At 71.3% G+C, this 19,060-nt stretch carries 21 protein-coding genes and 1 riboswitch; of the genes, 9 read left to right on the forward strand and 12 right to left on the reverse strand.

Annotation, left to right across the window (positions count from 1 at the left end; all coding sequences use genetic code 11):
- Nucleotides 1-4: 4 nt before the first annotated feature.
- From metF to IPZ69_RS15655, 5 genes are all read right to left on the reverse strand, one after another.
- Nucleotides 5-928, reverse strand: coding sequence for a methylenetetrahydrofolate reductase [NAD(P)H] (gene metF, locus IPZ69_RS15635; protein ID WP_235454724.1), 924 nt, complete (start codon nucleotides 926-928; stop codon nucleotides 5-7).
- Between the two features lie 130 nt (nucleotides 929-1,058).
- Nucleotides 1,059-1,709, reverse strand: coding sequence for a thiamine phosphate synthase (gene thiE / locus IPZ69_RS15640; protein WP_235454725.1), 651 nt, complete (start codon nucleotides 1,707-1,709; stop codon nucleotides 1,059-1,061).
- A 128-nt stretch (nucleotides 1,710-1,837) separates the two neighbouring features.
- Entirely contained in the window at nucleotides 1,838-2,203 is a 366-nt protein-coding gene (locus IPZ69_RS15645) for an Rv2175c family DNA-binding protein (protein WP_235454726.1), read from the reverse strand.
- Nucleotides 2,204-2,263: 60 nt separating this feature from the next.
- Nucleotides 2,264-3,499, reverse strand: a complete 1,236-nt coding sequence (locus IPZ69_RS15650) for an NAD(P)/FAD-dependent oxidoreductase (RefSeq protein WP_235454727.1) — start codon at nucleotides 3,497-3,499, stop codon at nucleotides 2,264-2,266.
- A 32-nt stretch (nucleotides 3,500-3,531) separates the two neighbouring features.
- Entirely contained in the window at nucleotides 3,532-3,912 is a 381-nt protein-coding gene (locus IPZ69_RS15655; protein ID WP_235454728.1) for a hypothetical protein, read from the reverse strand.
- A 52-nt stretch (nucleotides 3,913-3,964) separates the two neighbouring features.
- Nucleotides 3,965-4,076: riboswitch (TPP riboswitch) on the forward strand.
- On the opposite strand from IPZ69_RS15655, the gene thiO reads away from it, so the two are divergent.
- The 6 genes from thiO to IPZ69_RS15685 all read left to right on the forward strand — a co-directional run bounded on the left by thiO (nucleotide 4,074) and on the right by IPZ69_RS15685 (nucleotide 9,868).
- Nucleotides 4,074-5,234, forward strand: a complete 1,161-nt coding sequence (gene thiO, locus IPZ69_RS15660; RefSeq protein WP_235454729.1) for a glycine oxidase ThiO — start codon at nucleotides 4,074-4,076, stop codon at nucleotides 5,232-5,234. Its footprint overlaps the riboswitch before it by 3 nt.
- Nucleotides 5,231-5,443, forward strand: a complete 213-nt coding sequence (gene thiS, locus IPZ69_RS15665; RefSeq protein ID WP_235454730.1) for a sulfur carrier protein ThiS — start codon at nucleotides 5,231-5,233, stop codon at nucleotides 5,441-5,443. Before thiO ends, thiS begins: the two co-directional genes overlap by 4 nt.
- Before the next feature lie 3 nt (nucleotides 5,444-5,446).
- Nucleotides 5,447-6,241 carry a thiazole synthase gene (locus IPZ69_RS15670; protein ID WP_235454731.1) on the forward strand — a complete coding sequence of 265 codons (795 nt, stop codon included), beginning with the start codon at nucleotides 5,447-5,449 and terminating at the stop codon, nucleotides 6,239-6,241.
- A 111-nt stretch (nucleotides 6,242-6,352) separates the two neighbouring features.
- Nucleotides 6,353-8,290 carry a Stk1 family PASTA domain-containing Ser/Thr kinase gene (pknB, locus tag IPZ69_RS15675; protein WP_235454732.1) on the forward strand — a complete coding sequence of 646 codons (1,938 nt, stop codon included), beginning with the start codon at nucleotides 6,353-6,355 and terminating at the stop codon, nucleotides 8,288-8,290.
- Nucleotides 8,291-8,324: 34 nt separating this feature from the next.
- On the forward strand, nucleotides 8,325-9,215 hold the full coding sequence (locus tag IPZ69_RS15680; RefSeq protein WP_235454733.1) for a deoxyribonuclease IV: 891 nt from the start codon (nucleotides 8,325-8,327) through the stop codon (nucleotides 9,213-9,215).
- A gap of 77 nt (nucleotides 9,216-9,292) precedes the next feature.
- The gene (locus IPZ69_RS15685; protein ID WP_374293276.1) at nucleotides 9,293-9,868 is read left to right on the forward strand and encodes a DUF4396 domain-containing protein; all 576 of its coding nucleotides are present in this window, start codon (nucleotides 9,293-9,295) and stop codon (nucleotides 9,866-9,868) included.
- A gap of 37 nt (nucleotides 9,869-9,905) precedes the next feature.
- Here IPZ69_RS15685 and IPZ69_RS15690 read toward each other — a convergent pair whose 3' ends face one another.
- Nucleotides 9,906-10,547: a sulfite oxidase-like oxidoreductase gene (locus IPZ69_RS15690; protein ID WP_235454734.1), complete on the reverse strand. Its 642-nt coding sequence runs from the start codon at nucleotides 10,545-10,547 to the stop codon at nucleotides 9,906-9,908.
- Nucleotides 10,548-10,722: 175 nt separating this feature from the next.
- Here IPZ69_RS15690 and bfr point away from each other — a divergent pair, with 175 nt between their 5' ends.
- Nucleotides 10,723-11,202, forward strand: coding sequence for a bacterioferritin (bfr, locus tag IPZ69_RS15695; RefSeq protein WP_235454735.1), 480 nt, complete (start codon nucleotides 10,723-10,725; stop codon nucleotides 11,200-11,202).
- A gap of 14 nt (nucleotides 11,203-11,216) precedes the next feature.
- On the opposite strand, the gene IPZ69_RS15700 is transcribed toward bfr, so the two are convergent.
- Nucleotides 11,217-11,456, reverse strand: coding sequence for a (2Fe-2S)-binding protein (locus IPZ69_RS15700; RefSeq protein ID WP_235454736.1), 240 nt, complete (start codon nucleotides 11,454-11,456; stop codon nucleotides 11,217-11,219).
- Nucleotides 11,457-11,617: 161 nt separating this feature from the next.
- The gene (locus tag IPZ69_RS15705) at nucleotides 11,618-12,970 is read right to left on the reverse strand and encodes a class II 3-deoxy-7-phosphoheptulonate synthase (protein WP_235454737.1); all 1,353 of its coding nucleotides are present in this window, start codon (nucleotides 12,968-12,970) and stop codon (nucleotides 11,618-11,620) included.
- Nucleotides 12,971-13,066: 96 nt separating this feature from the next.
- On the opposite strand from IPZ69_RS15705, the gene IPZ69_RS47780 reads away from it, so the two are divergent.
- The gene (locus IPZ69_RS47780; protein WP_078912442.1) at nucleotides 13,067-13,123 is read left to right on the forward strand and encodes a trp operon leader peptide; all 57 of its coding nucleotides are present in this window, start codon (nucleotides 13,067-13,069) and stop codon (nucleotides 13,121-13,123) included.
- Between the two features lie 103 nt (nucleotides 13,124-13,226).
- The gene (locus tag IPZ69_RS15710; protein ID WP_235454738.1) at nucleotides 13,227-15,170 is read left to right on the forward strand and encodes an anthranilate synthase family protein; all 1,944 of its coding nucleotides are present in this window, start codon (nucleotides 13,227-13,229) and stop codon (nucleotides 15,168-15,170) included.
- A 29-nt stretch (nucleotides 15,171-15,199) separates the two neighbouring features.
- On the opposite strand, the gene IPZ69_RS15715 is transcribed toward IPZ69_RS15710, so the two are convergent.
- The 4 genes from IPZ69_RS15715 to IPZ69_RS15730 form a co-directional block, all read right to left on the reverse strand.
- Nucleotides 15,200-16,228, reverse strand: coding sequence for a 6-phosphofructokinase (locus IPZ69_RS15715; protein ID WP_235454739.1), 1,029 nt, complete (start codon nucleotides 16,226-16,228; stop codon nucleotides 15,200-15,202).
- 127 nt (nucleotides 16,229-16,355) lie between these two features.
- Nucleotides 16,356-17,033: a response regulator gene (locus IPZ69_RS15720; RefSeq protein WP_235454740.1), complete on the reverse strand. Its 678-nt coding sequence runs from the start codon at nucleotides 17,031-17,033 to the stop codon at nucleotides 16,356-16,358.
- On the reverse strand, nucleotides 17,030-18,256 hold the full coding sequence (gene macS, locus IPZ69_RS15725) for a MacS family sensor histidine kinase (RefSeq protein WP_235454741.1): 1,227 nt from the start codon (nucleotides 18,254-18,256) through the stop codon (nucleotides 17,030-17,032). The genes IPZ69_RS15720 and macS overlap by 4 nt, the downstream gene beginning before the upstream one ends.
- Nucleotides 18,257-18,311: 55 nt before the next feature.
- Nucleotides 18,312-19,043 carry a lysophospholipid acyltransferase family protein gene (locus tag IPZ69_RS15730; protein ID WP_235454792.1) on the reverse strand — a complete coding sequence of 244 codons (732 nt, stop codon included), beginning with the start codon at nucleotides 19,041-19,043 and terminating at the stop codon, nucleotides 18,312-18,314.
- Nucleotides 19,044-19,060: the final 17 nt, after the last annotated feature.

The raw sequence follows: 19,060 nt of genomic DNA on the forward strand, positions 1-19,060 counted from the left end.
TGGTCTAGGCCCGCGGGGGGTGGTGCAGGCCCAGGTTCTCGTAGATCTCCAGCGGTGCCGTGGAGTTGTTGAGCGTGATGAAGTGCAGTCCGGGCACTCCCTCGGCCAGCAACCGCGCGCAGAACTCCGTGGCGAATTCGATACCGATGGAGCGTACCGCCGCCGGATCGTCTTTCGCTGTGAGGATCCGCTCTTTCAGGGCCGCCGGGAATACGGCGTTGCTGAGCTTGGGCAGCCGCTCCAGCATCTTCACGCTGGTGACCGGCAGGATCTCGGGGATGACCGGGGTCTCGCAGCCGGCGGCCGCGACCCGGTCGCGCAGCCGCAGGTACGACTCCGGCTGGAAGAACATCTGCGTGATGGCGTAGTCGGCGCCCGCGCGGCACTTGTCGACGAAGTGCGCGACGTCGGTGTCCCAGTCCGAGGAGCGCGGGTGCATCTCCGGGAAGGCGGCGACGCCCACGCAGAAGTCACCCGACTCCTTGATGAGCCGGACGAGTTCGGCCGCGTAGGTCAGCCCGCTGGGGTGTGCCACCCAGTCGCCCATCGGGTCGCCGGGCGGGTCGCCGCGCACGGCGAGCATGTTGCGGATCCCGGCGTCCGCGTACTGGCCGATGATGTTGCGCAGTTCGGCGAGGGAGTGGTCGACCGCGGTGAGATGGGCGACCGGGGTCAGCGTCGTGTCGACGACGATCTGCTGGGTCTCCTTGACCGTGGTGGCCCGGGTGGAGCCGCCGGCGCCGTACGTGACGGAGACGAAGTCGGGAGCCACGGCCTCGACCCGCCGCAGGGCGTTCCACAGGTTCCGCTCGCCCTGGGGGGTCTTCGGCGCGTAGAACTCGAACGAGTACGTCGTCTTGCCGGTGCCCAGGATGTCACGCACGGTACGTGCGCGATCCGTCCTGGTCGATGCGGTTCCGAGGGCCATACCGGCAGGTTAGCCAGGGGTGGCCGGTCCCCCAACCGAGCGGCGGCAAATTGCCCGAATTGCCGACTTCCTGTCCACCCCTTGGACAGGAATCGGACAGGAGGAGGACATGCGGGCTGCTGTGCGGGGGTTACTCCGCGTGCCGGAGCCGCTTGGCGAACTGGGCCGCCGCCGCTCCCGGGTCGTCCGCCTCGGTGATCGCGCGGACCACCACCACCCGGCGGGCGCCCGCCTCCAGCACCTCGTCGAGGTTGCCGAGGTCGATGCCGCCGATGGCGAACCAGGGGCGGTCGGTGCCCAGCGAGGCCGTGTGGCGGAGCAGGTCCAGGCCGGGGGCGTGGCGGCCGGGCTTGGTGGGGGTGGGCCAGCACGGCCCGGTGCAGAAGTAGTCCACGCCCTCCTGGACGGCGGCGGCCTCCGCCTCGGACGCGGCGTGCGTGGACCGGCCGATCAGCACGTCGTCGCCGAGGATCGCGCGGGCCGCGGGCACCGGGATGTCGCCCTGGCCCAGGTGCAGCACGTCGGCACCGGCGGCGTGGGCGACGTCCGCGCGGTCGTTGACCGCGAGCAGTCTGCCGTACCGGGCGCAGGCGTCGGCGAAGACCTCCAGGTGCGCCAGCTCCTCGGCCGCCTCCATGCCCTTGTCGCGCAGCTGCACGATGTCGACACCGCCGGCCAGGACCGCGTCCAGGAACTCCGGCAGGTCGCCCTGGCGCCTGCGGGCGTCGGTGCACAGGTAGACGCGGGCGTCGGCGAGCCGGGCGCGGGCGGTGTCGGGCATGCGTGTCTCCCCCGTTGTCGGTGCTGTAGCGGTGGCTCAGGGGCCGCGGCGAGCCGTGGCCCGGGCCGCGCTCGGGCGTGACCCGGGTCCGCGGCGGGCCGCGGCCCGTGAGCCGGACGGTGTTCGGTTCAGACGGCGAGCGCCTGGGCCCGGCGCTTCACCTCCGTGCCGCGATTCTCGCTCAGGGCCTGCGCGGGGGTGCCGGGCAGGGTCGGGTCGGGGGTGAAGAGCCACTCGATCATCTCTTCCACCGTGAAACCGTCGTCCCTCAGGAGCGTCAGGGTCCCGGACAGGCCCTTGACGACCTTGTCCCCGTCGATGAAGGCGGCGGGGACGTGCAGTGCTCGGTTCTCGCCCCGGCGTACGGCGACGAGCTGGCCCTCCTTGACCAGCTGCCGCACACGTGTCACCTCGACGCCGAGTTGTTCGGCGATGTCGGGGAGGGTGAGCCAGGCGGGGACGAGAACATCAATCTTTGCGTCAATCTCGGTCACGGCAACAGCCTGCCATCCCGGACTGACAGTCGGAAGCCGGACCCGTCCAACCTGGGGTTTTCATGACGCAACCGTGGCGGACTTCAGCGGCCGGGCCGGATCGGTGAGCAGGTTCGGGTCCATCGGCGCGCCGGCCTCGATGAGCCGTCGGCCCTGGGCCAGGTCGCGGGGCCGGCCCACCGCCAGCAGGGCGACCAGCCGGTTCTCGCGCAGCCAGCACACGGACCAGGCGGGCCCCGCGGGGTCGCCGCGCCACAGCAGGGTGTCGGCCGCGGGGTGGTGACCTGCGTACTGCACGAAGCGGCCGAACTGCTCCGACCAGAAGTACGGGACCGGGTCGTAGACCGCCGGGGCCTCGCCGATGATGTTGGCGGCGACCGTGCGCGGGCCCTGGAGCGCGTTGTCCCAGTGGTGGACCAGCAGCCGCTCGCCGTACCGCCGGGACGGGAAGGAGGCGCAGTCGCCGACCGCATACACGTCCGGGGCCGAGGTGCGCAGGTGGTCGTCGGCGACGATCTCGTGGCGGTCACCCAGCTCGATGCCGGAGTCCGCGAGCCATGCGGTGGCGGGGCGCGCGCCGATGCCGACGACCACGGCGCCGGCGGGCAGCCGCGTGCCGTCGTCGAGCAGCACCGCGCCCGGCTCGACGCGCGCCACGCGCGCGTGGGTGCGCAACTCGGCGCCGCTGTCGGCGTACCAGGCCGTCATCGGCGCGGCCACCTCGGCGGGGAGTGCTCCCGCGAGCGGGCGGTCGGCGGCCTCGACGACGGTCACCGCGCAGCCGGCCTCGCGGGCCGCCGTGGCGAACTCGGCGCCGATCCAGCCCGCGCCGACGACCACGATGTCGTGCTGCCGGGCGAGCACCGGCCGCAGCCGTTCGGCGTCGTCCAGGGTGCGCAGCAGGTGCACCCCGGGGACGCCCTCCGCACCGGGCAGCCGCATCGGTTCAGCACCGGTCGCGAGGACCAGGACGTCGTACGGCTCGGGACCGGCCTCGGTGTCCAGTTCGTGGTCGCCGGGGCGGATGCCGAGCGCCTCGCGGCCCAGCAGGAGGTCGATGCCGAGCGCGTCGAAGTCCACCTCGAAGGCGGAGCCCTCGGCCTTGCCGAGCAGCACGGCCTTGGACAGGGGCGGCCGGTCGTACGGCTGGTGCGGCTCCGCGCCGATCAGGGTGACGGTGCCGGTGAAGCCCTGTTCCCGCAGGGCCACCGCGGTCTGCACCCCGGCCATGCCCGCGCCGACGACGACCACGCGCCGCCCCTGCGACCTGCTGTGTTGCTGCGTCTGCTCGCTCACCTGATCACCATAGACAACTGACGAACCGTCAGTCAGCGCTCAGGCCGAGTGACGTGCTCCACAACGGCTTCCTGCGCGGCGACTTCTTCCACGACGCTCGTGCCGCTGCCGGGCCCCGACTCCCACTCCCAGCTCTCGTCGAGCCGCACCCGGCCGTCGGGCAGTTCGACGACCGTCGAGACGCAGTGCCCGGACGAGGTGGTCCCGTCGTGCTTGAGCTGGACGTACCGGAAGTCGAGCCGGTCGCCCTGCCGGGTACCCACGAGGTGCCCGCGCACGACGTCGCCGCCCGCGTAGTCGGCCCAGATCTCGCCGTTCTTCTCGTGGTACGCGAACCGGGTGCGGGTACCCACCTGACCTGGGGCTTGATCCGCGACGGGGGCGAGGATCAGACCGTCGAGCGAGCGGGCCATGAACGGAGGCTCCCTTACTGAGGAAAACGGCACGGGCTAGGGTGGCCAACGTACAAGCACTCGCGGGAGCCCGGACGCACCGGGCTGAGAGGGAGGCTGGCGGCCTCCGACCGTACGAACCTGATCCGGGTCATGCCGGCGAAGGGAGGGGCTGGACGCCCATGTCGTCACGTACGTCAGACGTCCTCGTCATCGGGGGCGGAATCATCGGCCTGGTCACGGCCTGGCGGGCGGCGCAACGCGGGTTCGCCACCGCCGTGGTGGACCCGGAGCCCGGCGGCGGGGCCGCCCAGGTGGCGGCCGGGATGCTGGCCGCGGTCACCGAACTGCACTACGGCGAGCAGACGCTGCTCGGGCTGAACCTGGAGTCGGCCCGCCGCTACCCGGACTTCGCGGCCGAACTCACCGACCTGACCGGCCACGACCTCGGCTACCGCCGCTGCGGCACCCTGGCCGTCGCGCTGGACGCCGACGACCGTGCCCATCTGCGCGAACTGCACGCCCTGCAGCTGCGGTCGGGGCTGGACGCCGAGTGGCTGTCCGGGCGGGACTGCCGCCGCCTCGAACCGATGCTCGCGCCGGGTGTGCGCGGCGGGCTGCGGGTGGACGGCGACCACCAGATCGACCCGCGACGGCTGGCGGCCGCCCTGGTGGACGCCTGCCAGCGGGCGGGCGTGGTGTTCCACCGCGCGTGGGTGGACCGGCTCGACGTGGTACGCGGCCGGGCGGCCGGCGTCACCACGACGGACGGCACCGCGCTGGGCGCGGACCAGGTGGTGCTCGCGGCCGGCAGCCTGAGCGGTCGGCTCGCGGGTGTGCCGGACGAGGTGCTGCCGCCGGTGCGGCCGGTGAAGGGCCAGGTGGTGCGGCTGACCGTGCCGCGGCGGTACGCGCCGTTCCTGAGCCGCACCGTGCGGGCCATGGTGCGCGGCAGCCATGTCTACCTGGTGGCCCGGGAGAACGGCGAGCTGGTCGTGGGGGCGACCAGCGAGGAGCTGGGCTGGGACACGACGGTGACCGCGGGCGGTGTGTACGAGCTGCTGCGCGACGCCCACGAACTGGTCCCGGGGATCACCGAACTGCCGCTGACCGAGACGCGGGCCGGGCTGCGGCCCGGTACCCCGGACAACGCGCCGCTGCTCGGCCCCACCCCTCTGGACGGGCTGCTGCTGGCCACCGGGCACTTCCGCAACGGCGTGCTGCTCACGCCGGTCACCGGTGACGCCATGGCGCACGTCCTGGCCACCGGTGAACTCCCGGAGGTGGCCCGCCCCTTCACGCCCCAGCGCTTCGGCGCCGTCCTCACGGAGCAGCCCGCATGATCCTCTCCGTCAGCATCTCCGTCAACGGCGAGCGCCGGGAGATCGCGCCCGGCACCGCTCTCGACACCCTGGTGCGGTCCCTCACCCCGGCGCCGTCCGGGGTGGCCGCCGCGCTCAACGAAACCGTCGTCCCGCGCGCGCAGTGGTCCGCCACGGCCCTGGCCGAGGGGGACCGCGTGGAAGTCCTCACCGCCGTGCAAGGAGGCTGACCCATGGCCGACGATCCCTTTGTCCTCGCAGGCATGACCTTCTCGTCCCGGCTGATCATGGGTACGGGCGGGGCGCCCAGCCTCGACGTCCTGGAGCGGGCGCTGGCCGCCTCCGGCACGGAGCTGACCACGGTGGCCATGCGGCGGGTCAATCCCGAGGTGCACGGGTCCGTGCTGTCCGTGCTGGAACGGCTCGGCATCCGGGTGCTGCCGAACACGGCGGGGTGTTTCACCGCGGGCGAGGCCGTGCTGACGGCGCGGCTGGCCCGGGAGGCGCTCGGGACCGATCTGATCAAGCTGGAGGTCATCGCCGACGAGCGGACCCTGCTGCCGGACCCGATCGAGTTGCTGGAGGCCGCCGAGACCCTGGTGGACGACGGTTTCACGGTGCTGCCGTACACCAATGACGACCCGGTCCTGGCCCGGAAGCTGGAGGACGTGGGCTGTGCCGCGGTCATGCCGCTCGGCTCGCCCATCGGGTCCGGGCTCGGCATCCGCAACCCGCACAACTTCCAGCTGATCGTCGAGCACGCGCGCGTGCCGGTGATCCTGGACGCGGGGGCGGGCACGGCCTCGGACGCGGCGCTGGCGATGGAGCTGGGCTGCGCCGGCGTGATGCTCGCCTCGGCCGTGACCCGGGCGCAGGAGCCGGTGCTGATGGCGGAGGGGATGCGGCACGCGGTGGAGGCGGGGCGGCTGGCCCGGCGGGCGGGCCGCATCCCGCCCCGCCACTTCGCCGAGGCCTCCTCCCCCGCCGAGGGCCGCGCCCACCTGGATCCCGAGCGCCCGGCCTTCTAGGGCCGCCTTCCGGTCGCTTCCCGTCGCGCAACAGTCACAGGTCTGCTGCATTCCGTCCCCCGTGCGGCGCAACGGGCGGGTGTGTCGGTCTCGGCTCGTACACTCACCTGCGTGGATACGACCCTTCAGGACCCGCTCGTCGGGCAGGTGCTCGACAGCCGTTACCGCGTCGACGCGAGGATCGCGGTCGGTGGCATGGCCACGGTCTACCGGGCCCTGGACACCCGCCTGGACCGGGTCCTCGCGCTGAAGGTGATGCACCCGACGCTGGCCGCCGACGGCTCCTTCGTCGAGCGGTTCATCCGGGAGGCGAAGTCCGTCGCCCGACTGGCGCACCCCAATGTCGTGCAGGTCTTCGACCAGGGGACCGACGGGTCGTACGTGTATCTCGCCATGGAGTACATCGCCGGGTGCACCCTGCGCGACGTGCTGCGCGACCGCGGGGCCCTGCAGCCGCGGGCCGCGCTGGACATCCTGGAGCCGGTGCTCGCCGCGCTCGGCGCCGCGCACCGCGCCGGGTTCGTGCACCGGGACATGAAGCCCGAGAACGTCCTCATAGGGGACGACGGCCGGGTCAAGGTGGCCGACTTCGGGCTCGTGCGGTCCGTGGACACGGTGACCAGCACCACCGGTGCCGTGCTCGGGACCGTGTCGTATCTCGCGCCGGAGCAGATCGAGCACGGCACCGCCGACCCCCGCGTCGACGTGTACGCCTGCGGTGTCGTCCTGTACGAGATGCTGACCGGCGGGAAGCCGCACGCCGGGGACTCCCCGGCCCAGGTGCTCTACAAGCACATCCACGAGGACGTGCCGCCGCCCTCGGCCACCGTGCCGGGGCTGCCGTACGCGCTGGACGAGCTGGTCGCCGCGGCCACCGCGCGCACCCCGGACATCCGGCCGCAGGACGCCGTGGCGCTGCTCGCCCTGGTGCGGGAGGCCCGCGCGGGGCTCAGCGACGCCCAGCTGGACGCCGTGCCGCCGCAGGCGATCTCCGCCGAGCACGACAGCGCCGAGGACCGGACGAGTGTGATCCCGCGCTCGCTGACCGTGCCCCGTCTGCTGCCGGTCAACCCGATCGACGACCACGCGGGCGTGGGCGGCGCGGGGGTCGACCGGACCAGCCGGCTGGAGGCGCCGCCCGCTCCGCCGCGGCGGCTGACGCGGCCCCGGCGCGGGCTCGTGACGGTCATCGCGGCCGTGCTGGTGGTCTTCGGCGTCGGCGCCGGTGTCTGGTACATCAACTCCGGCCAGTTCACCCGGGTTCCGCCGCTGCTGGCCAAGACCGAGGCGCAGGCGAAGGCGCGGCTGGAGCAGGACGGGCTCGACGTCAAGCGGGTCGAGCACGAGTACAACGACACGGTCAAGCGTGGCACGGTCATCAGCACCGACCCGAAGGCCGGTGCCCGGATCCGCAGCAACGACTCCGTGACGCTCACCATCTCCCTCGGCCCCGAGATCGTGCGGGTCCCGGACCTGACGGGCCGGCGGCTCGACAAGGCGCAGGACCTGCTGAAGAAGAACGCGCTGGAGCCGGGCATGGTGACCCGGGAGTTCAGCGACAGCGTCGACAAGGGCACGGTGATCCGTACCGAGCCCGGCGCCGGCACCAAGCGGCACGCGGGCTCGGCGATCGCGCTCGTCGTCAGCAAGGGCAGCCCGGTCGACGTCCCGGACGTCACCGACGAGGACCTGGACAGCGCGCGGTCGGACCTTCAGGACGCCGGTCTCCAGGTGAAGATCGCCCCGCAGCGGGTCAACTCCGAGTACGACAAGGGGAAGGTCGCCCTGCAGACGCCCAAGGGCGACAGCGAGGCGGCCGAGGGCGACACGGTGACCCTGACGCTTTCCAAGGGCCCGGAGATGATCGAGGTTCCGGACGTGGTCGGCGACAGCGTCGACGACGCGAAGCGGACGCTTCAGGACGCCGGTTTCGAGGTCGATGTGGACCGCGGGCTGCTCGGGCTGTTCGGCGACACCGTGAAGAAGCAGTCGGTGGGCGGCGGCGACACGGCGCCCAAGGGGTCGACGATCACGATCACCATCCGGTGACCTCGGGCGGCGGCCCGCATGACACCCTGAACAGGTGAGCAGTCAGCAGTCCGGTGCCGCCCCCGGCCCCTCCCGCAATCCCGTCGGCGGCCATGTGCCGGTGGCCGGCGGGCTCCACTCCGTGGGCCTGTCCTACGCCCGTGACCTCAAGGCCGAGACCGTGCAGGTCTTCGTCGCCAACCCGCGCGGCTGGGCCACCCCGGTCGGCAACCCTCGGCAGGACGAGGAGTTCCGGGCGGCGTGCGCGGCCGAGGGGATCCCGGCGTACGTGCACGCCCCCTACCTGATCAACTTCGGCTCGCACACCGCGGCGACCGTGGAGAAGTCGGTGGAGTCGCTCAGGCACTCGCTGCGGCGGGGCCGCGAGATCGGCGCCCTCGGTGTGGTCGTGCACACCGGGAGCGCCACGGGCGGGCGTGAGCGGTCGGTGGCGCTGAAGCAGGTGCGCGAGTACCTGCTGCCGCTGCTGGACGAGCTCACCCACGACGACGATCCGTTCCTGCTGCTGGAGTCGACCGCGGGCCAGGGGGCCTCGCTGTGCTCCCGCACCTGGGACTTCGGGCCGTACTTCGAGGCGCTGGACGCGCATCCCCGGCTGGGCGTGTGCCTGGACACCTGTCACATCTTCGCCGCCGGGCACGACCTGACCGGCCCGTCGGGCATGCACCGGACGCTGGACCTGCTCGTGGAGACGGTCGGCGAGGGGCGGCTGAAGCTGATCCACGCCAACGACTCCAAGGACGTGGTCGGCGCGCACAAGGACCGGCACGAGAACATCGGTGCCGGTCACATCGGTGAGGATCCCTTCCGGGCGCTGATGACCCACCCCGCGACCGAGGGCGTACCGCTGATCATCGAGACGCCCGGGGGCAAGGAGGGGCACGCGGCGGACGTGGAGCGGCTGAAGAAACTGCGCGATTCCTGATGCGTTGAGGAATACCCCAGGGGGGTATACGGTTCCTGTCCGGTGCAGGAACCGTCGTCAGGTATTGGGGGACTCTCATGCAACACGAAGCACATGAGACGCATACGGAACACGGTCTCCACCACGCTCACGAGGAGCACGCGCACACCGGTACCTATCAGGAGCACGCGCACCACAGCGCCCACGAGGGCCACGCACACCACGGCGCGGCCGGCTCCGCCTCCTGGTCCATGGCCGCGCAGGCCACGCTGCACTGCCTCACCGGCTGCGCCATCGGCGAGGTGCTCGGCATGGTGATCGGCACGGCGCTCGGCTGGGGCAACCTGCCGACGACCGTCCTGGCGATCGTGCTCGCGTTCTTCTTCGGCTACTCGCTGACGCTGCGCGGCGTCCTGAAGGCGGGCGTCGACTTCCGCACCGCCTTCAGGGTCGCGCTGGCCGCGGACACCCTGTCCATCGCCGTGATGGAGCTGATCGACAACGGCGTGATCCTGTTCTGGCCGAACGCGATGGACGCCCAGCTGTCCGACCTGCTGTTCTGGGCCTCGCTGGCGATCTCGCTCGCGGTGGCCTTCGTGGTCACGACGCCGGTCAACAAGTGGACGATCGGCCGGGGCAAGGGCCATGCGGTGGTGCACCAGTACCACCACTGACCGCACCGACCGCCGCGGGCGGCCGACCGGGGGGGCGTCAGAGCTCGGGGCCGTCCCCGGGCTCCTCCTGGTAGGAGTAGCGCTGTTCCTTCCAGGGGTCGCCGATGTTGTGATAGCCGCGCTCCTCCCAGAAGCCGCGGCGGTCGGCGGTCATGTACTCGACGCCGCGGACCCACTTGGGGCCCTTCCAGGCGTACAGATGAGGCACCACCAGGCGGACCGGGAAGCCGTGCTCGGCGGTGAGGAGCTCACCGTCCTTGTGGGTGGCGAAGAGCGTGCGGTCGGCGGCGAAGTCCGCCAGGCGCAGGTTCGAACTGAAGCCGTACTCGGCCCAGACCATCACATGGGTGACGTTCGGGGCGGGCGGAGCGCTCTCCAGGATGGTCCGCGCCGGGATGCCGCCCCATTCGGCGCCGAGCATGCTGAACTTCGTCACGCAGTGCAGATCGGCCACGACGGTGGTGTACGGCAGGGCCGTGAACTCCTCGTGGTTCCAGCAGTGCTTCTCGCCGTCGGCAGTGGCGCCGAAGACCCTGAACTCCCAGCGCTCGGGCCGGAACTTGGGTACCGGGCCGTAGTGAGTGACCGGCCAGCCCCGCTGCAGTCGCTGTCCCGGCGGAAGCACGGACGCTACGGCCTCTCCGGATTCTCCAGACGCGCGCTCCACCGGATGACCCATGACTCCATCCTGACAGACCCGGAGCAGTGCATCTGACCAGGCAGCCCTTGAATCGGACAAGTCGCAACAACAAAGGACTTACTTACTAAGTACGCACTTACTGGACGATCTTCGGAGCCGGTGCAATCATTCCGCCGCAACCTCCCCATTCCTCCCAGGCGGAAGGAGCCTCGCGATGCAGGGCGACCCCGAGGTCATCGAATTCCTCAACGAGCAGCTCACCGGTGAGCTCACCGCGATCAACCAGTACTTCCTGCACGCGAAGATGCAGGACAACTTCGGCTGGTACAAGCTCGCGAAGTACACGCGGCACGAGTCGTTCGACGAGATGAAGCACGCCGAGGTGCTGACCGACCGGATCCTGTTCCTGGAGGGGCTGCCCAACTACCAGCGACTGTTCCATGTGCGGGTGGGACAGACCGTGAAGGAGATGTTCGAGGCGGACCGGGAGATCGAGCTGGAGGCGATCGACCGGCTCAAGCGCGGTATCAAGGTGATGCGCGAGAAGGGCGACATCACGTCCGCGAACATCTTCGAGTCGATCCTGGCGGACGAGGAGCACCACATCGACTACCTCGACACCCAGCTGGAGCTGCTGGAGAAGCTCGGTGAGGCGCTCTACCTGGCCCAGCTGATCGAACAGCCGGAGAGCTAGCCGCGGCCGGAGAGCTAGGCGGCCTCTTCGAGGTCCGCCGACGGGAGGTCGGAGAGGACCGGCCTGCCCTGGTCGACCAGCTCGCGGCGGGGGCAGGTGCCGCGGCCGAGGATCGACTGGATGCGCCGGACGCACGAACCGCAGTCCGTGCCGGCCTTGGAGGCGGAGGCGATCTGACGGGGGGTGCAGGCCCCGTCCTCCGCGTGCTTCTTGACCTGCGCCTCTGTCACGCCGAAACAGCTGCAGACGTACACGCGGATTCACCTCCCGACGGGATCGATCAGTCTTGCCCATCCCGATTGATCGGTGAGGCTAACCTAACCTTACCCATCCCACGGGATCGGCAAAAGAGGAGTGGGGCGCGGATCGTATGTGATCCCCGCCCCACTTCAGCTTCCGACGACAGGCGAACCCGTCACTGGTCCCGGTACATCTCCGCGACCAGGAACGCCAGGTCGAGGGACTGGCTGCGGTTCAGACGCGGGTCGCAGGCCGTCTCGTAGCGCTGGTGCAGGTCGTCGACGAAGATCTCGTCGCCGCCGCCCACGCACTCGGTGACGTCGTCACCGGTGAGCTCGACGTGGATGCCGCCCGGGTGGGTGCCCAGCCCCTTGTGGACCTCGAAGAAGCCCTTGACCTCGTCGAGCACGTCGTCGAAGCGGCGGGTCTTGTGCCCGGAGGCCGCCTCGAAGGTGTTGCCGTGCATCGGGTCGGTCACCCAGGCCACCGTCGCGCCGGACGCCGTGACCTTCTCGACCAGCTCGGGGAGCTTGTCGCGGATCTTGTCGGCGCCCATGCGGACGATGAAGGTCAGCCGGCCCGGCTCGCGCTCGGGGTCGAGGCGGTCGATGTAGCGCAGCGCCTCCTCGGCCGTCGTGGACGGGCCGAGCTTGATGCCGAGCGGGTTGCGGATCTTCGAGGCGAACTCAATGTGCGCGTGGTCCAGCTGCCGGGTGCGCTCGCCGACCCACACCATGTGCGCCGAGACGTCGTACAGCCGGCCCGTGCGGGAGTCGGTCCTGGTCAGGGCGGACTCGTAGTCGAGCAGCAGCGCCTCGTGCGAGGAGAAGAACTCGACGGTCTTGAACTCCTCCGGGTCCGCGCCGCAGGCGTGCATGAAGTTCAGCGCGTTGTCGATCTCGCGCGCGAGCTGCTCGTAGCGCTGGCCGGACGGGGAGGACCGGACGAAGTCCTGGTTCCAGGCGTGCACCTGGCGCAGGTCGGCGTAGCCACCGGTGGTGAAGGCGCGGACCAGGTTCAGCGTCGAGGCGGACGCGTGGTACATCCGCTTCAGTCGCTCGGGGTCCGGGATCCGGCTCGCCTCGGTGAAGTCGAAGCCGTTGACGGAGTCGCCGCGGTACGTCGGCAGGGTCACGCCGTCGCGGGTCTCGGTCGGCTTGGAGCGCGGCTTGGAGTACTGGCCGGCGATGCGGCCGACCTTCACCACGGGCACGGACGCGGCGTACGTGAGCACGGCGCCCATCTGGAGCAGGGTCTTGAGCTTGTTGCGGATGTGGTCGGCGGACACCGCGTCGAAGGCCTCGGCGCAGTCACCCCCCTGGAGGAGGAACGCCTCTCCCTTGGCGACGGCCGCCATCCGGGCGCGCAGCTGGTCGCACTCGCCCGCGAAGACGAGCGGCGGATACGACTCCAGCTCCGCAACGACTGCGCGCAGAGCCTCGGCGTCGGGGTACTCGGGCTGCTGCGCCGCGGGCAGGTTTCGCCAGGTGTTGCCAGCGCTCGCGCTGGTCTTAGCGTTCACGGTCACGTCATCAACATTACGGGGTGCCGTGCCCGCTTCCTGCCGATGCCCAGCAAATGAGACACCGAGTACGCACTGCGGACATGCGGTAGGGTGCCTGGCATGTTCGCGCTTTCGACCCAGAACTGGTGGTGGACCGCTCATCCGGCGGCCCACTGACTGCGCGTACGCAAGACTTCGCGAAGGCCGCCCGAGGGGCGGCCTTCGGCGTTCTCCGGGGTCGTTCCTCTCCGTCTGGAAGACCGAGAAGGATCACCGACCCATGAATCTGCTGGACCTGCTGCACGACCCACGCCCTTTCGCCCTGCTCCGCCGCCGCACCCCGGGCCGTGACGAGAACACCGTGGAGGTGTTCCTGGGCCCGGTCACCACCCACGAGCGGCTGGCCGACCTGCCCGACGAGGGCCTCGCCCTCGTCCCCTTCCGGCAGATCCGCGAACGCGGCTTCGACGTCCGTGACGACGGGACACCGCTGGCGGTGCTGATCCCCCAGGAGACCCACACCCTGCCCCTGGCCGACGCCCTGGCGCAGCTGCCCGCGCACGACGTGCGGGTCGAGGGCGGTGGCTTCGACGTGGGCGACGAGGAGTACGGCGAGATCGTCGGCCGCGTGCTGCGCGACGAGATCGGGCGGGGCGAGGGCGCGAACTTCGTGATCCGGCGGACGTACGAGGGTGGGATCCCCGGGTTCGGCCGGGCGGACGCCCTCGCGCTGTTCCGGCGGCTGCTGGAGGGCGAGCGGGGCGTGTACTGGACCTTCGTCGTCCACACCGGAAATGGAAAGGGGCCCGAAGGGCCTTCCTTGGAAGGGCGGGGGCGGGAGACGGGTGGGCGGACGCTGGTCGGGGCGAGCCCCGAGGTGCACGTGCGGATGTCCGGCGGCACGGTCGTGATGAACCCGATCAGCGGCACGTACCGCTACCCGGACGGCGGCCCGACCCCCGAGCACCTGCTGGACTTCCTCGCCGACGGCAAGGAGATCGAGGAGCTGTCGATGGTGGTCGACGAGGAGCTCAAGATGATGTGCACGGTCGGCGACATGGGCGGGGTGGTGATCGGCCCGCGGCTGAAGGAGATGGCGCACCTCGCGCACACCGAGTACGAGCTGCGCGGCAAGTCCTCCCTGGACGTGCGGGAGGTCCTGAAGGAGACCATGTTCGCCGCCACGGTGACCGGCTCGCCGGTGCAGAACGCCTGCCGGGTCATCGAGCGGCACGAAGTCGGGGGCCGCGGCTACTACGCGGGCGCGCTGGCCCTCATCGGCCGGGACTCCGGCGGCGCCCAGACCCTGGACTCCCCCATCCTGATCCGTACCGCCGACATCGACGCGGCCGGGCGGCTGCGCGTGCCGGTCGGCGCCACCCTGGTCCGGGGGTCGGATCCGGCGGGCGAGGTGGCGGAGACGCACGCCAAGGCGGCGGGCGTGCTCGCGGCGCTCGGCGTACGGCCCTCCCGGCCCCGTGGGGAGCACACCCGCCCCCGGCTGGCCGACGACCCGCGGGTGCGGGCGGCGCTGGACGGGCGCCGGGCCTCGCTCGCCCCGTTCTGGCTGCGGATGCAGGAGCGGTCCGAGACCCTGGACGGCCACGCGCTCGTCGTCGACGGGGAGGACACCTTCACGGCGATGCTCGCGCACGTGCTGCGGTCGAGCGGACTGGGGGTGACCGTCCGGCGCTACGACGAGCCGGGGCTGCGCGCGGCGGTGCTCGGGCACGAGGGCCCGGTCGTCCTGGGCCCCGGCCCCGGTGACCCGTCCGACCTGGCCGACCCCAAGATGCGGTTCCTGCGGGAGCTGACCGCCGAGGTGATCAGGGAGCACCGGCACGGCGTCCTCGGCGTCTGCCTCGGGCACGAGCTGATCGCGGCCGAGCTGGGGCTGGAGATCGTCCGCAAGGAGGTGCCGTACCAGGGGGCGCAGACGTCGGTCGATCTGTTCGGGCGGGCCGAGACCGTCGGCTTCTACAACAGCTTCGTGGCGCGCTGCGACGAGGAGGTCCTCCGGGAGCTGGCGGCGCACCGCGTGGAGGTGAGCCGTGCCGCGAACGGGGAGGTGCATGCGCTGCGGGGTCCCGGGTTCGCCGGGGTGCAGTTCCACCCGGAGTCGGTGCTGACCCTGAACGGGGCGGTGATCGTGCGGGAGTTGATCGGCCGGCTGCGCGGGGCGGGCACAGCGCCGGACGGACCGGGTTTCGCCGACCGGCGCTGAGCGGCGGGCCCTGGCTCGGCCGGCCCGGGTCAGCCGAAGAACACGCCGACTTCCTCGTACAGCTTCGGGTCCACGGTCTTCAGCTTGGCCGTGGCCTCGGCGATCGGGACGCGGACGATGTCGGTGCCGCGCAGGGCGACCATCTTGCCGAAGTCGCCGTCGCGGACGGCGTCGATGGCGTGCAGGCCGAAGCGGGTGGCGAGCCAGCGGTCGAAGGCGCTCGGGGTGCCGCCGCGCTGGATGTGCCCGAGGACGGTGGTCCGGGCCTCCTTGCCGGTGCGCTTCTCGATCTCCTTGGCCAGCCACTCGCCGACGCCGGACAGGCGCACATGTCCGAAGGAGTCCAGCGACCCGTCCTTGAGCACGACGTCGCCGTCCTTCGGCATGGCGCCCTCGGCGACGACCACGATCGGGGCGTAGGACGCCTTGAAGCGGGAGGTGATCCAGGCGCAGACCTGGTCGAGATCGAAGCGCTGCTCGGGGATGAGGATGACGTTCGCGCCGCCCGCGAGCCCGGAGTGCAAGGCGATCCAGCCGGCGTGCCGGCCCATCACCTCGCAGACCAGGACCCGCATGTGGGACTCGGCGGTGGTGTGCAGCCGGTCGATGGCCTCGGTGGCGATGCCGACGGCGGTGTCGAAGCCGAAGGTGTAGTCGGTGGCGGACAGGTCGTTGTCGATGGTCTTCGGTACGCCGACGCACGGCATGCCGTACTCGTCGGACAGCCGCGCGGCCACGCCCAGGGTGTCCTCGCCGCCGATCGCGACGAGCGCCCCGATCTCGTGCTTGGCGAGGTTCTCCTTGATGCGGCGGATGCCGTCCTCCTGCTTCAGCGGGTTCGTCCGCGAGGAGCCGAGGATGGTGCCGCCGCGGGGCAGGATGCCGCGCACGGCCGGGATGTCGAGACGGACGGTGTCGCCTTCGAGGGGTCCTCGCCAGCCGTCCCGGAAGCCGACGAAGTCATAGCCGTACTCCTGTACGCCCTTGCGTACGACGCCCCGGATGACGGCGTTGAGCCCGGGGCAGTCGCCGCCTCCGGTCAGTACTCCGACCCGCATGGAAAAGTCCCTTCGCCGCGGTTGCCTGATGAAGGTCACGCTAATGGTGATACCGGTCACACAGGGATGGGCGGGAAGGGCAATTCCGGTGAAATGCGGGGCGGTTGGTTGACGCTCGCGACGGGCTCTACTCGTCGTCGAGGCCGCGCTCGATGGCGTACCGCACGAGTTCCACCCGGTTGTGCAACTGGAGCTTGCCGAGGGTGTTCTGGACGTGGTTCTGGACCGTGCGGTGCGAGATGACCAGGCGTTCGGCGATCTGCTTGTAGCTCAACCCCTTGGCGACCAGCCGCAGTACCTCGGTCTCGCGGTCGGTCAGCCGGGGCGCGTCCGGCTCGCCCGCGTCCGGGGCGGGCGCGGGCTCGGAGGCCAGCCGGCGGTACTCGCCGAGGACCAGACCGGCGAGGCCGGGCGTGAACACCGGGTCGCCGACGGCCGTTCGGCGCACCGCGTCCAGGAGTTCCTCCGTCGAGGCGGACTTGAGCAGATACCCGGTCGCGCCGGACTTCACCGCCTCCAGCACGTCGGCGTGCTCGCCGCTCGCCGACAGCACCAGGACGCGCAGCGCCGGGTTGGCGCCGACCAGTTCCTTGCACACCTGCACGCCGGGCTTGGCAGGCAGGTTGAGGTCCAGGACCAGGACCTCCGGCGCGGCCGCCTTGGCGCGCCGCACCGCCTGCTCGCCGTCCCCGGCGGTGGCGACCACCTCGAAGCCGGACTCGGTCAGGTCCCGGGCGACCGCGTCCCGCCACATGGGGTGGTCGTCGACCACCATGACCCTGATCGGGTCCCGTCGCTCACTCATCGCTGCTCCGCCTTCCCCCGCGTCTTCGTCGCGTCCTTCGGTACCTTCAGTTCGACCTCCGTGCCCTGCCCCGGCACCGAGATCAGTTCGGCACCACCGCCCAGGTCGCGCAGCCGCCCCCGGATCGACTGGGCCACCCCGAGCCGTCCCTCGCCCTCGGCCTGGGCGAGCCGGCCCTCCGGGATGCCGGGGCCGTCGTCCCGGACGGTCACCACGATCTCGTCCGGCTCGTCCTCGACCAGGATCCAGGCCCGGGCGTCCTCCCCCGCGTGCCGGCGGACGTTGTCCAGCGCGGCGCCGACGGCGGCGGCCAGTTCCCACGCGGCGACGGACGGCAGCGGCACCGGGGCGCCCGGCTCGGCGAGGCTGACCCGGGCACCGGCGTACGGGACGAGCAGGGTGCGCAGGTCGACCGGGCCGGTGGGATCGTCGGGCTCCTCCACGGTCCGTACGACCGCCCCCTCGGACGCGTCTTGCGACACGCGCGGCACGGGCAGCAGACCGCCGGAGACGAGCGCGCGCAGCGCCACCTCCTGCTCCCCCGCCATGCGGCCCAGCTCGGCCGCCTCGCCGCCGATGACCGCGCCGCGCCGCTGCACCATCGCCAGCACCTGCAGCACGCTGTCGTGGATGTCGCGGGCGAGCCGCTCCCGCTCCCGGGTCGCGGCCTCGATCTCCAGGGCACGGGCGAGGGTGCGCTCGGAGGCGCGGGCGACCTCCACGACGTACCCGATGGCGATGGAGGCCACCCAGACCAGGATCACGTTGTGGACGGTGTCGCGGGCCGGGTGGCCGCGCTCGATCAGATTGGCTGCGGCGACGGGCGTGGAGGCGAGCGCGGCCCAGCGCCAGCCGCCCTTGAGGGCGAAGGCGAGCACCGAGCCTGCCGTCCATATCGACGGCAGCGTGGGGCCGCCGCGGGCGATGTGGTGGTCGGTGACGGCCCACGGGGTGAGGACGATGCCGGTGAGCGCGATCGCCAGGTCGACGGCGAGGAAGCGCTTGGTGCAGGCCACCGCGTTCTGCACCCGGGGCAGCGTGGCGAGCGTCCAGACGCACAGGACGGCGTAGTAGACGATGCAGACGACGGGGCGGTCGTACTCGTGGTAGGCGGAGGCGAACAGGCCGACCGCGTACAGCATCGTCAGGACCCGGTAGGCGGTGAGCGCACGCCACAGCGGCAGCTCGACCGACATCCTCATGACTCTCTCGCGCTTCGGCATTCCCCCCGCCCCCCATTTTCGGCTCGTCCCGGACCTCCCTGTCCGGGGCCCCTGCCTAGGACTCGGCCTTCTTCTCCGCCTTCTCGGCCTCCTTGGAGGCCTTGGCCGCGTCCGCGATCTGCCGCTTGGCGGCGGTCGCGTAGATGTCGACGTACTCCTGCCCGGACAGCTTCATGATCTCGTACATGACCTCGTCGGTCACCGCGCGGAGCACGAAGCGGTCGTGCTCCATGCCCTGGTAGCGGGCGAAGTCCATCGGCTTGCCGATGCGGATGCCGGGCCGCATCAGCTTCGGGACGACCTTGCCGGGCGGCTGGATCTTCTCCGTGTCGATCATCGCGACCGGGATGACCGGAGCGCCGGTGGCGAGGGCCACGCGCGCGAGGCCGCCGGGCTTGCCCCGGTACAGGCGGCCGTCGGGCGAGCGGGTGCCCTCCGGATAGATGCCGAACAGCTCACCGCGTTCCAGGACCTCTATGCCGCTCTTGATCGCCGCCTCGCCCGCGCCGCGGGCGCCGGAACGGTCCACCGGGAGCTGGCCGACGCCCTTGAAGAAGGCCGCCGTCAGCCGGCCCTTCACGCCGGGCGTCGTGAAGTACTCCGCCTTCGCGATGAAGGTGACCTTGCGGTCGAGGACCGCCGGCAGGAAGAACGAGTCCGAGAAGGAGAGGTGATTGCTCGCCAGGATGGCGGCGCCCTCGGCGGGAATGTTCTCCAGGCCTTCCACCCAGGGTCTGAAGGCGACCTTCAGCGGTCCCCCGATGGCGACCTTCATCGTGCCGTACAACAACCGAGTGCCTCCTG

Origin of the sequence: Streptomyces olivochromogenes, from assembly GCF_021538895.1 — a bacterium.
Classification (GTDB): Bacteria; Actinomycetota; Actinomycetes; order Streptomycetales; family Streptomycetaceae; genus Streptomyces; species Streptomyces olivochromogenes_A.

Excerpts from the sequence above, each read along its gene's own strand:
- metF (WP_235454724.1), bottom strand. The coding sequence starts at position 928 with ATGGCCCTCGGAACCGCATCGACCAGGACGGATCGCGCACGTACCGTG.
- IPZ69_RS15710 (WP_235454738.1), top strand. The coding sequence starts at position 13,227 with ATGAATCTGCTGGACCTGCTGCACGACCCACGCCCTTTCGCCCTGCTC.
- bfr (WP_235454735.1), top strand. The coding sequence starts at position 10,723 with ATGCAGGGCGACCCCGAGGTCATCGAATTCCTCAACGAGCAGCTCACC.
- IPZ69_RS15715 (WP_235454739.1), bottom strand. The coding sequence starts at position 16,228 with ATGCGGGTCGGAGTACTGACCGGAGGCGGCGACTGCCCCGGGCTCAAC.
- thiO (WP_235454729.1), top strand. The coding sequence starts at position 4,074 with ATGTCGTCACGTACGTCAGACGTCCTCGTCATCGGGGGCGGAATCATC.
- IPZ69_RS15670 (WP_235454731.1), top strand. The coding sequence starts at position 5,447 with ATGGCCGACGATCCCTTTGTCCTCGCAGGCATGACCTTCTCGTCCCGG.
- thiE (WP_235454725.1), bottom strand. The coding sequence starts at position 1,709 with ATGCCCGACACCGCCCGCGCCCGGCTCGCCGACGCCCGCGTCTACCTG.
- IPZ69_RS15685 (WP_374293276.1), top strand. The coding sequence starts at position 9,293 with ATGCAACACGAAGCACATGAGACGCATACGGAACACGGTCTCCACCAC.
- IPZ69_RS15690 (WP_235454734.1), bottom strand. The coding sequence starts at position 10,547 with ATGGGTCATCCGGTGGAGCGCGCGTCTGGAGAATCCGGAGAGGCCGTA.
- IPZ69_RS15720 (WP_235454740.1), bottom strand. The coding sequence starts at position 17,033 with ATGAGTGAGCGACGGGACCCGATCAGGGTCATGGTGGTCGACGACCAC.
- thiS (WP_235454730.1), top strand. The coding sequence starts at position 5,231 with ATGATCCTCTCCGTCAGCATCTCCGTCAACGGCGAGCGCCGGGAGATC.
- macS (WP_235454741.1), bottom strand. The coding sequence starts at position 18,256 with ATGCCGAAGCGCGAGAGAGTCATGAGGATGTCGGTCGAGCTGCCGCTG.
- IPZ69_RS15655 (WP_235454728.1), bottom strand. The coding sequence starts at position 3,912 with ATGGCCCGCTCGCTCGACGGTCTGATCCTCGCCCCCGTCGCGGATCAA.